Origin of the sequence: Prevotella sp. P5-92, assembly GCF_002251245.1 — a bacterium.
Taxonomy (GTDB): domain Bacteria; phylum Bacteroidota; class Bacteroidia; order Bacteroidales; family Bacteroidaceae; genus Prevotella.
The window spans coordinates 36,083-47,000 of record NZ_NPJG01000115.1; the positions used below are offsets into that span (position 1 = coordinate 36,083).

Consider the following 10,918-nt stretch of genomic DNA (forward strand, 5'->3'; position numbering starts at 1 on the left):
CATGGATAGACAACAACTGATAGAACAGATTAAGACCAAGCGCTCGTTTCTCTGCGTAGGTCTCGATACAGACCTCAAAAAGGTGCCACAACACCTGCTCGACGGTCCAGACCCCATCTTCACCTTCAACAAGGCCATCATCGACCCCACCGCACCTTACTGCGTGGCTTACAAGCCCAACCTCGCTTTCTACGAGGCTTTCGGCGTGAAGGGACTGATGGCTTTCGAGAAGACCGTCAACTACCTGAAGAAATATTACCCCAACCACTTCATCGTGGCCGACGCAAAACGTGGCGACATCGGCAATACATCGGCAATGTATGCCCGCACTTTCTTCGGCGAATATGACGTTGACTCGCTCACCGTAGCTCCTTATATGGGAGAGGACAGCGTGACTCCGTTCCTCGGCTACGAGGGCAAATGGGTCATCCTGCTCGCCCTGACAAGCAACAAGGGCAGTCACGACTTCCAGCTCACCACCGACCCCGAAGGCATGCCTCTCTACGAGAAGGTGATGCGCAAGGCCCAGCAGTGGGGAACGGAAGAGAACCTGATGTTTGTCGTCGGAGCCACACAGGGAAAGATGTTTGAGGACATACGCCGCATCGCTCCCCGCCACTTCCTCCTCGTCCCCGGCGTGGGCGCACAGGGAGGCAGCCTCGAGGAGGTATGCAAATATGGCATGAACGACGACTGCGGCCTGCTTGTCAACAGTTCGCGAGGCATCATCTACGCCAGCGATGGCGAGGACTACGCCGAGGTGGCTGGCGAGAAGGCTAAAGAGCTCAAGGAGCAGATGGACGTCCTGCTGAAGGGGCACAACTTGTAATACACACACAAAAAAAGGTATCCGATCATGGAATTTACAGCAAAACAGATAGCGGACTACGTAGGTGGAAAGGTGGAAGGCGACAGCCAGGCGAGTGTCAACACCTTTGCCAAGATTGAAGAAGGCAAGAAAGGTGCCATCTCGTTCCTCTCCAACCTGAAATATCTGCATTATATCTACGACACCGAGTCGTCGATAGTACTCATTAACGAAGACGTGAAACTCGAACGCGAGACGAAGGCTACGCTCATCCGCGTGAAGGACGCCTACGAGTGTGTGGCAAAGCTCCTGCAGCTATATGCCTCGATGAAACCCAAGAAGGTGGGCATCGACTCGTTGGCTTTCATCCACCCCTCAGCCAAGGTGGGCAAGGACTGCTATATCGGTCCGTTTGTGGCCATCGGCCCTAACGTCACCATCGGCGACGGCTGTGTGCTGCATCCCCATGTCACCGTCGGCGAGGAGGCTTCAGTGGGCAACAATACCGAGATTTACAGCAATGCCGTTGTGTATCACCACTGTAAGGTGGGCAACAACTGCGTTCTTCATGCCGGCTGTGTGATTGGTGCTGACGGCTTCGGCTTTGCCCCAAACACCGAGGGCTACGACAAGATTCCACAGATAGGCAACGTCGTGATCGAGGATAATGTAGAGATAGGTGCCAACACTTGCGTCGATCGTTCCACCATGGGCAGCACCATAATACACAAGGGTGTGAAACTCGACAACCTCGTTCAGGTGGCTCACAACGTGGAGGTGGGCGAAAACACGGTGATGTCGGCTCAGGTGGGCATCGCCGGAAGCACTAAGATCGGGTCGTGGTGTATGTTTGGCGGACAGGTAGGCATAGCCGGACATATCAGCATCGGCGACAAGACCTTCCTCGGCGCACAGTCGGGAGTGCCAGGCAACATCAAGGGCGACCAGACGCTCATCGGCACACCGCCGATGGAGCCGAAGGCATACTTCAAGTCGCAGGCCATCTTCCGCCGTCTGCCCGACATCTACAAGCAACTCAACGAACTTCAGAAACAAGTAGAAGAATTAAAAAAGAAATAGTATATGACGAAGCAAACAACGCTAAAGGGAAGTTTCTCGCTCTGTGGCAAGGGACTTCATACAGGACTGAGTCTCACGGTGACCTTCAATCCTGCACCCGAGAATCATGGATATAAGATTCAACGTATCGACATGGAAGGGGAACCTAAGATAGACGCCGTGGCGGAGAATGTCATCGACACACAGCGCGGAACAGTGCTCGGCAAGGGCGACCTCCGCATCTCTACCGTAGAACACGGACTGGCTGCTCTCTACGCCCTCGGCATCGACAACTGTCTCATACAGGTCAACGGTCCTGAGTTCCCTATCCTCGACGGCAGCGCCATCAAATATGTTGAAAAGATCAACGAGGTGGGCATCGAGGAACAGAATGCTCCGAAAGACTACTACATCATCAGGAAGAAGATAGAGGTGAAGGACAATAACACTGGTTCGTGCATCACCATCCTCCCCGACGAGGAGTTCAGCATCACCACAATGTGTTCGTTCAACTCGAAGTATATCGACAGCCAGTTTGCCACACTCGAACGCATGGAAGACTTCAGCCAGGAGATCTCTCCCGCCCGCACCTTCGTCTTCGTTCGCGACATACAGCCGCTGCTCAACGCCAACCTCATCAAGGGCGGCGACCTCGACAACGCCATCGTGATCTACGAGCGTCAGATCTCGCAGGAACAGCTCGACAAACTCGCCGACATGCTCCACGCTGAGCATCGAGACGCCAACAACCTCGGCTATATCCAGCACAAGCCTCTCGTATGGGAAAATGAGTGTACTCGCCACAAGCTCCTCGACGTCATCGGCGACATGGCTCTCATCGGCAAGCCCATCAAGGGCAGAATCATTGCCACTCGTCCAGGTCACACCATCAACAACAAGTTTGCCCGTCAGATGCGCAAGGAGATACGCAAGCATGAGATACAAGCTCCTATCTACGACCCCAACGAAGAGCCACTGATGGACGTGAACCGCATCCGCGAACTCCTTCCCCACCGCTATCCTATGCAGCTGGTTGACAAGGTGATAGCCATCGGTGCCACAAGCATAGTAGGCGTGAAAAACGTCACCAGCAACGAGCCGTTCTTCCAGGGCCACTTCCCTCAGGAACCTGTCATGCCAGGCGTGCTTCAGATAGAGGCCATGGCACAGTGTGGCGGTCTGCTCGTTCTCAACTCTGTGGAAGAGCCCGAACGCTGGTCAACTTACTTCCTGCGTATCGACGACGTGAAGTTCCGTCAGAAGGTGGTGCCTGGCGACACACTCCTCTTCAAGGTCGATCTCCTCGCACCTATCCGCCACGGCATCTCTTCGATGAAGGGATATGTCTTCGTGGGCGACCATGTGGTGTCTGAAGCCACCTTTACGGCACAGATAGTGAAGAATAAGTAGTCAAAAACATAAACGAAAAATTAAGAAAACATGAACAACATCAGTCCTATGGCCTTCGTTCATCCCGACGCAAAGTTGGGCGACAACAACGAGATAGGGCCATTCTGCTATATCGACGCCGACGTGGTGCTGGGCGACAACAACAAGCTCTACAACAGCGTCACACTGCATCAGGGAGCACGCATTGGCAACGGCAATGAGTTTTTTCCCGGAGCAAGCATCAGCACCAAGCCGCAAGACCTGAAGTTCAAAGGCGAGGTCACCACATGCGAGATTGGCGACAACAACTCAATACGCGAGAATGTCACCATCAGCCGAGGCACCGCCAGCCGTGCGAAGACCGTCGTTGGTTCAAACAACCTGCTCATGGAGAACATGCACATAGCCCACGACTGTATCATTGGCAGCGGATGTATCATCGGCAACTCGACGAAGATTGCCGGCGAGGTGGAGATAGACGACAACGCCATCATCAGCGCCACGGTGCTCTGTCACCAGTTCTGCCGCATCGGCGGATATGTGATGATTCAGGGCGGCTGCCGTTTCAGTCTCGACATCCCTCCGTTTATCATCGCCGGCAAAGAACCCACCCGCTACTGTGGCATCAACATCATCGGCCTGCGTCGCCGCGGATATACCAACGAACAGATAGACATCATCCACGACACTTACCGCACCATCTATGCCAATGGCATCATCAAGGACGGTATCGCCGAGGCTCGTTCAAAATATCCCGACGTCAAGGAAGTGGAATATATATGTAGGTTTATCGAGGATTCAAAGCGTGGCGTAGTGCGCTGATTGTCAGTGTGTCATCATGCTTTGCTTCAGTTAATCATTTAAGATAAATGAATACACTCCTCGTCATCACCGGACCGACGGCAGTGGGCAAGACAGACATCTGTCTTGAGATTGCCGAAAGCCGTGGCATACCAGTCATCAACGCCGACTCAAGGCAGATCTACCGCGACATGCCGATAGGCACCGCCGCTCCCACGGCTGAGCAAATGCAGAGGGTGAAACACTATTTCGTCGGCACCTTGGCTCTCGACGAATATTACAATGCGTCGATGTATGAGCAAGACGTGATGACTCTGCTATCACAGATGTTCGAGGGTAAGGACAACGCCCTCGCAATGATGACCGGAGGCAGCATGATGTATATCGACGCCGTGTGCAACGGCATCGACGACATACCCACCATCCGCGACGACATAAGGCAGCTCTACAAAGACCGCCTCGCCACGGAAGGACTCGACCCTCTGCTCGCCGAACTGAAGACTCTCGACCCGGAGTATTACGACATAGTCGATAAATGCAATCCACGACGAGTGGTACACGGCCTCGAGATATGCCGACAGACGGGGACAACCTACACCTCATTCAGGATAAGAGAGCGGAAACAACGACCTTTCCGTATCGTGAAGATAGCACTCAACAGGCCTCGTGACATCCTCTACAAGCGCATCAACAGCCGCGTCGATATGATGATTGCTGAAGGCTTGGAAGAAGAGGCACGACGACTCTACCCTTTGCGCCATCTCAATGCACTCAACACCGTGGGATACAAGGAGATGTTCAAATATATCGACGGTGAATGGACGCTCGACGAGGCGGTGGAGAGGATCAAGGGCAACACACGGAGGTATGCCCGCAAACAACAGACATGGTATAAGAAAGACGACGACATCGTTTGGTTTGATGCCGCTGAGAGAGAACACATTTTGAATTTCATTTCAGATACAGTAAAATGAGTAACAACGAAGAGAGAAAGCAAGGAGCCATAGCCCGAGTGGCAAGCTCTGCATGGAGAGCGACCCGACGTTTCGGTTCGTGGTATATCGGTATGTATAAAGGTAGGAAATGGTACACCAAGACCGCCGTGGCCATGGTGTCGGCCATCGTGATGCTGGTGTTGTATCTCGGTGCCGTGGATATCAACTTCCTATGGCTCTTCGGCAAGTCGCCAGGCTTCTCGCAGATCAAGAACCCCGTCAGCAACCAGGCTTCAGAGATATATAGCGCCGACGGAGTGCTCCTCGGAAAGTTCTTCAACGAAAACCGCCAACCGGTGAAGTACGAGGAGGTGAACCCCGAGTTTTGGCGTGCCCTCATCGACACCGAGGACGAGCGTTTCTTCAATCATAAGGGCATCGACCCCATCGGTCTCTTTGCCGCCCTGAAAGACTATGTGCTGCACCACGACGCACGCGGCGCATCGACCATCACACAGCAGTTGGCGAAGAACCTCTTCCGCGTTCGCACCAACTACTCCACCGGTGTGCTCGGCAACATCCCCGGACTGAAGATCCTCATCATGAAGAGCAAGGAATGGATCACCGCCGTGAAGCTCGAGATGATCTTCGACAAGCAAGAGATACTCACCATGTATGCCAACACCGTTGACTTCGGTTCAAACGCCTTCGGCATAAAGACAGCGTGCAAGACCTATTTCGGCACCACTCCCAAGGCAATGACCACCGACCAGGCTGCCGTCCTCGTGGGAATGCTCAAGGCCACCACGTTCTATAATCCGCGCATCAATCCCGATAACAGCCTTCGCCGACGCAACACCGTGCTCAACAACATGCGCACACGAGGACATCTCACCGCCGAGGCATACGACTCGCTCAAGCAGAAACCCATCAAGCTCAACTACAGCGTAGAGAGTCGCTACGACGGACAGGCACAATACTTCCGCGAGGCTGTGGCGGCATATCTCGACGACTGGTGCAAGGATAACGGCTTCGACCTCGACGCCTCAGGACTGAAGATATACACCACCATCGACACTCGCATGCAGAAATATGCCGAAGAGGCTGCCATAAAGCAGATGAAAGTGGTGCAGCGTAACTTCAACAACCACTGGGGAAAAACCAACCCATGGCAGGACGAGAAGCATCAGGAGATTGCTGGATTTATCGAGGGCATAGCCAAACGTCAGCCTTGCTACAAGGAGCTGCAACAGCGCTTCCCCAACGACCCCGACTCGGTGGAATACTACATGAACCGTCCGCATAAGGTGCGACTCTTCGACTACGAGAAAGGCTCGGTGGAGATGGAGATGTCGTCGATGGACTCAATAAGGTATATGGTGAGGTTCATGCACTGTGGCTTCTGTGCCATGGACCCGCATAACGGACATGTGAAGGCATGGGTGGGCGACATCGACTTCAAGTCGTGGAAATACGACAAGGTGACGGCCATGAGACAACCAGGCTCCACATTCAAGCTCTTCGTCTATACCGAAGCCATGAACCAAGGCCTCTCGCCCTGCGACCGCCGTCGCGACGAATTCATCAGCATGAAGGTGTGGGACGCTCAGAAGAATAAGGAGGTCAACTGGTGTCCTACCAACGCCAACGGATACTTCACCGGCGACACCATTCCACTGAAAGGTGCCTTCGCACAGAGCATCAACTCCATCGCCGTGAAGTTAGGACAGGAAATGGGCATCAGCAACATCATCGAGACGGCTAACGCCATGGGTATCAAGAGCAAACTCGACAATGCGCCTGCCTTGGCTCTCGGCGCAAGCGACGTCAACCTCCTCGAACTGGTCAACGCCTATAGCACCGTGGTCAACGACGGAAAGATGCATGAGGCAGTGCTTGTCACTCGCATCCTCGACAGCGACGGCAACGAGGTCTATACCGCCCCTACAGAGCAGCGTCAGGCCATCCCCTATCGCAGCGCATTCCTCATGCAGCAGATGCTCATGGGCGGCATGCGTGAGCCGGGAGGCACCAGCCAGAGTCTGTGGGGATATGTCGGCAACCATCCCGACACGGAGTTTGGAGGCAAGACCGGAACGTCAAACAATCACTCCGACGCATGGTTTGTGGGCGTGAGTCCAAACCTAGTGGCTGGAGCATGGGTAGGCGGCGAATACCGCTGCATCCACTTCCGTACCGGAGCTCTCGGACAAGGCAGCCGAACAGCTCTCCCCATCTGCGGCTATTTCTTCCAGTCGGTGCTCAACGACCCTGACATGAAACAGTATCACGGAAAATTCGCCAAACCGAAAGACGATATCGACTACGAGGAATACAACTGCTCGAGCTACTGGCACAACAAGGTGGAGGATTCCACACTCGTCGATAGCACCGAGGTAGCCACCGACATCCCCGTCACCATCGACGGCGAAGACCAAGAGACGGAGGAAGGCGTTGTGGGCAACGAACCCACCGTAGGCGAACAGGAAGGAAAGAAGGCTGAAGCCACTGAGAAGAAGAAGACTGAAGCCACTGAGAAAAAGAAGAAGAAACAACCTCAATACGAGGATGTGTATCTATAAAGGAAGTTAAAGAAGTTAAAGAAGTTAAAGAAGTTAAAGAAGTTAAGGAAGAAGTTTCCTTGAGCGAAGCGAAAAAAAGAAGAAGTTTCCTTGAGCGAAGCGAAAAAAGGAAGAAGTTTCCTTGAGCGAAGCGAAAAAAGGAAGAAGTTTCCTTGAGCGAAGCGAAAAAAAGAATATACTTATGCGAAATAAAATGACCCTCATGGCGCTGGCCGTTGCTGCCCTCGCCAACTCACAGCCCCGACGAGTGATCAACCTCACCGACGGCTGGCAGTTTTCAAGAGACAACAACCACTGGGAATCGGTATCAGTACCACACGACTGGGCCATTGCCGGACCGTTCGACAAGAAATGGGACCTTCAGTATGTGGCGATAGAACAAAACGGCGAGACAGAGAAGTCGGAGAAGTCGGGACGTTCGGGAGCACTGCCCTGGATAGGACAAGGCTTCTACCGCACCACGGTCACCATCCCCGACGGCTACTCGAGAGCCACGCTGATGATAGACGGAGCCATGAGCAACGCCCGCGTGAAGGTGGGCGGCAAGCAACTCGCCTACTGGCCCTACGGCTACAATGCGTTCAATGTGGATATTCCTGTCAGTCAGACTGGCAACACACTCGACATTGAGGTGTCGCTCGACAATGTGGAGGAGAGCAGCCGCTGGTATCCAGGCGGCGGCATCTACCGCCCTGTTCGCCTGCTGCTCACCGGCGAAAACCACTTCCCCGTTTGGCAGACCTATATCCGCACCTTGACGGCATCAACAGAGAAAGCCATCGTAGAGGTGGTGGCAAAGGCTCAGGGCGAGAAAGGCAATACCATTGCTGTGCTGAGAGACCACGACGGACGTGTGGTGGCAGAGGCAAGCGAGGATGACGTCAACGACGCTGTTCTGCAGCTCGCCGTGGCCAATCCGCGTCTATGGTCGCCAGAGTCGCCTTATCTCTACACCCTCACCCTCTCGCGTCTTGTAGGCGGAAAGAAGGTGGACGAGGAGAGCCATAAGGTGGGCATACGCACCATCAGCGTGAGCAAGGACGGCGGCTTCCGTCTTAATGGCGTCAGCCGAAAGATAAAGGGCGTATGCCTTCATCACGACCTCGGACCGCTCGGTGCGGCGGAAAACAAGGCTGCCGTCATCCGTCAGATAAAGATGATGAAGGCCATGGGCTGCGATGCCATCCGCACCGCCCACAACATGCCGTCAACACTCCAGATGGAGGTGTGCGACTCGCTCGGCATGATGGTCATGGCCGAGAGCTTCGACATGTGGATCTATCCTAAGTGCAAGAACGGATACGCAAAGTTTTTCAAGGAGTGGGCCGACCGCGACATCGAGAACCTCGTGCTCCATCACCGCAACCATCCGTCGATCGTCATGTGGAGCATTGGCAACGAGATACCCGAACAGTGGAGCAAGGAGGGCGTGGAGATCTCACGCCATCTGCAGTCACTCTGCCATCGTCTCGACCCCTCGCGCCCCGTCACCCAAGGCATGGACCGTGCCGAGGCTGCACTGAAGTCGGGCTTTGCCCAGGTGATGGATGTGCCTGGCTTCAACTATCGTGTACATAAATATGAGAAAAACATCGCCCAGCTGCCACAGGGCTTCCTCCTCGGTTCCGAGACCGCCTCTACGGTCAGCTCTCGCGGCGTGTATAAGTTTCCAGTGGTGGTGAGCGACAATGCCGTATATGACGACGGACAATGCTCGAGCTACGACACCGAATACTGTTCGTGGAGCAACCTCCCCGACGACGACTGGCGCTGTCAGGACGACTATCCGTGGGTCATCGGCGAGTTTGTGTGGACTGGCTACGACTATCTCGGCGAGCCCACCCCATACGACACCTACTGGCCCAGCCGAAGCAGCTATTTCGGCATCTGCGACCTTGCCGGATTGCCCAAGGACCGCTATTATCTCTACCGCAGCCGTTGGAACACCGCCACCCACACCATCCATCTCCTGCCCCACTGGACATGGCCTGGACGCGAAGGCGAGCTCACCCCCGTCTATTGCTACACCGACGCTCCTGAAGCCGAGCTCTTTGTCAACGGCAAGAGCCAGGGCCGCATCAGCAAGCGTCAGGACTCACGTCTCGACCGCTACCGTCTGCGCTGGAACGACGTGACATATCAGCCAGGCGAACTGCGTGTAGTGGCGTATAATGCCGATGGCAGCGTCATGGGCGAACAGAAGGTATTGACAGCCGGCAAACCAGTTGCCCTGAGGATGGACGTGGAATGTCCTTCCTCTGACCACACCACATTCAAAGCTGACGGCGCCACACTCAAAGCTGACCACGCCACACTCAAAGCTGACGGCGCCGACCTTGCCTTCATCACCGTGAGTCTCGAAGACGCCAACGGCACCTTCTGCCCCACCCTCTCTGACGACATCACCATCGAGGTCACTGGCGAGGGTGTGTTTGAGGCGGCATGCAATGGCGACGCCACCTCGCTGCAGTCGATGCGTCAGCCCACAATGAAACTCTTCAGCGGCAAGGCCGTCTTCGTGGTGCGCAGCACCACCCAGAGCGGCACCATACAAGTCACCGCCACCGACAAGCTCCGCCGACTAAAGCGCAGCATTAGCATTACAACAAAGTAAATAACTCAACTTTCTGAAGTGATAATTCCCAATGTTAAGGGGTTTATTTAAACCACAGAGATAAAGAGGAAAAGAGATTTATAAATACTCTTAATCTCTTAAACTCTGTGGTTCAAAATTACTTCCGAAACTCGAGTAAATAACATAGTTGAAGATTTGTACCCCGATTTTCAGCGGAATACAAATTAACATCCATAATCAGTAAGAGGGAGCGGCGCCAAGGCGTCGCTCCCTCTTAGTTTCCGTTCAACCAGTTGTCGTCACACGTACTGATTCACTCCCATACAACTCGTCACTCCGAGAGTTGTAGCAATAGCAGACAGTGCTGCCACAATAAGCTGCAATACCAGCTTCCAAGTGCTTGATTTAGATGTAGAACTCATGATGATTAATGATTACTGATTAATGATAATTGATTAATGATTTGCGCCCCGATTGCGGCGGGGTTCTGCTGACGCTCTCCGGTTTTGTTAGGGCAAGGGCGCTTGCGCACCCCTGCCCTCAGCTTAGATCAAGCTGCCGCCGCCGTCCTCATTGCCGCTTCCGCCGCCGCTCTCGCTGCCGCTTCCGCTCTCGTCAGGACTCTCCGTACCCGGATCGCTCGAGTTCACACGCTTCACCTCCTTGCCGTTGCGGTCGTAGCAGGTGATGGTGACCTGCGATGCCTTGAGGGCCGCCTTCACATCCACCGACGGGGTGAACACAATCTTTCGGGAGGTGATGAGCGAAC

General features: G+C 54.3%; 8 protein-coding genes and 1 pseudogene. 7 read left to right on the forward strand and 2 right to left on the reverse strand.

Annotated elements, in window-relative coordinates; all coding sequences use genetic code 11:
* Nucleotide 1 precedes the first annotated feature (1 nt).
* The 7 genes from pyrF to CIK99_RS11925 all read left to right on the forward strand — a co-directional run bounded on the left by pyrF (nucleotide 2) and on the right by CIK99_RS11925 (nucleotide 10,188).
* Nucleotides 2-829, forward strand: a complete 828-nt coding sequence (pyrF, locus tag CIK99_RS11895; RefSeq protein WP_094381718.1) for an orotidine-5'-phosphate decarboxylase — start codon at nucleotides 2-4, stop codon at nucleotides 827-829.
* 27 nt (nucleotides 830-856) lie between these two features.
* Entirely contained in the window at nucleotides 857-1,888 is a 1,032-nt protein-coding gene (gene lpxD / locus CIK99_RS11900; RefSeq protein WP_094381719.1) for a UDP-3-O-(3-hydroxymyristoyl)glucosamine N-acyltransferase, read from the forward strand.
* Nucleotides 1,889-1,891: 3 nt separating this feature from the next.
* A complete protein-coding gene (locus CIK99_RS11905) occupies nucleotides 1,892-3,277 on the forward strand; it encodes a bifunctional UDP-3-O-[3-hydroxymyristoyl] N-acetylglucosamine deacetylase/3-hydroxyacyl-ACP dehydratase (RefSeq protein WP_094381720.1) in 1,386 nt (461 codons plus the stop codon).
* Between the two features lie 30 nt (nucleotides 3,278-3,307).
* Complete coding sequence (gene lpxA, locus CIK99_RS11910; RefSeq protein ID WP_094381721.1) at nucleotides 3,308-4,078, forward strand: acyl-ACP--UDP-N-acetylglucosamine O-acyltransferase; 771 nt, start codon at nucleotides 3,308-3,310, stop codon at nucleotides 4,076-4,078.
* Nucleotides 4,079-4,125: 47 nt separating this feature from the next.
* On the forward strand, nucleotides 4,126-5,031 hold the full coding sequence (gene miaA, locus CIK99_RS11915) for a tRNA (adenosine(37)-N6)-dimethylallyltransferase MiaA (RefSeq protein WP_094381722.1): 906 nt from the start codon (nucleotides 4,126-4,128) through the stop codon (nucleotides 5,029-5,031).
* Nucleotides 5,028-7,574, forward strand: a complete 2,547-nt coding sequence (locus CIK99_RS11920) for a transglycosylase domain-containing protein (protein ID WP_094381723.1) — start codon at nucleotides 5,028-5,030, stop codon at nucleotides 7,572-7,574. Before miaA ends, CIK99_RS11920 begins: the two co-directional genes overlap by 4 nt.
* A gap of 181 nt (nucleotides 7,575-7,755) precedes the next feature.
* Entirely contained in the window at nucleotides 7,756-10,188 is a 2,433-nt protein-coding gene (locus CIK99_RS11925) for a DUF4982 domain-containing protein (protein ID WP_094381729.1), read from the forward strand.
* 260 nt (nucleotides 10,189-10,448) lie between these two features.
* Here CIK99_RS11925 and CIK99_RS15445 read toward each other — a convergent pair whose 3' ends face one another.
* A complete protein-coding gene (locus CIK99_RS15445) occupies nucleotides 10,449-10,571 on the reverse strand; it encodes a smalltalk protein (RefSeq protein ID WP_158215874.1) in 123 nt (40 codons plus the stop codon).
* Between the two features lie 123 nt (nucleotides 10,572-10,694).
* Nucleotides 10,695-10,918: pseudogene (locus CIK99_RS15450) on the reverse strand (DNA-binding protein); the annotation flags it as partial.